Origin of the sequence: Corallococcus sp. AB018 (genome assembly GCF_003986945.1) — a bacterium.
Classification (GTDB): domain Bacteria; phylum Myxococcota; class Myxococcia; order Myxococcales; family Myxococcaceae; genus Corallococcus; species Corallococcus exiguus.
On the sequence record NZ_RAWR01000520.1, the window covers coordinates 1 to 469 of the forward strand.

At 64.6% G+C, this 469-nt stretch carries 1 protein-coding gene; it reads left to right on the plus strand.

The features are described from left to right. Positions 1–17: 17 nt before the first annotated feature. A partial coding sequence (locus D7Y11_RS42915) for a cellulase family glycosylhydrolase (RefSeq protein WP_199753995.1) occupies positions 18–469 on the plus strand: 452 nt, incomplete at its 3' end.

Genomic DNA, 469 nt, shown 5'->3' on the forward strand with positions numbered 1-469 from the left:
TCCGAAACGTGCCCGGCGTGCAGGGCTACGACCTGTTCAACGAGCCGTTCCCGGGCCACCGCTACACGCGGTGCCTCACGCAGCTCGGTTGCCGCGCTTCTGACGCGCGACTGTCGGCCGTCCAGCAGAAGACTGTCGACGCGATCCGCTCGGTCGACAAGGCCACCACTGTCTGGTACGAGCCGATGCAGTTCTTCAACATAGGTGTCGGGACCAACGTCCGGCTCACGGGATCCAACCTGGGGTTGAGCTTCCACGACTACTGCACCAGCCAGGCCACCCTCCACTCCTATGTCGGATGCACTGCGCCCGACAACCGGGTCTTCACTAACGCAGAGAAGCATTCACGTCAGACCGGGTCGGGGCTGATGCTCACCGAGTTCGGCGCCATCACGACCCCCGCGGTGATCACGTCCCAGATGGACCTGGCAGCTCGCAACCGGGTCGGCGTCCAGTGGTGGGCCTACAC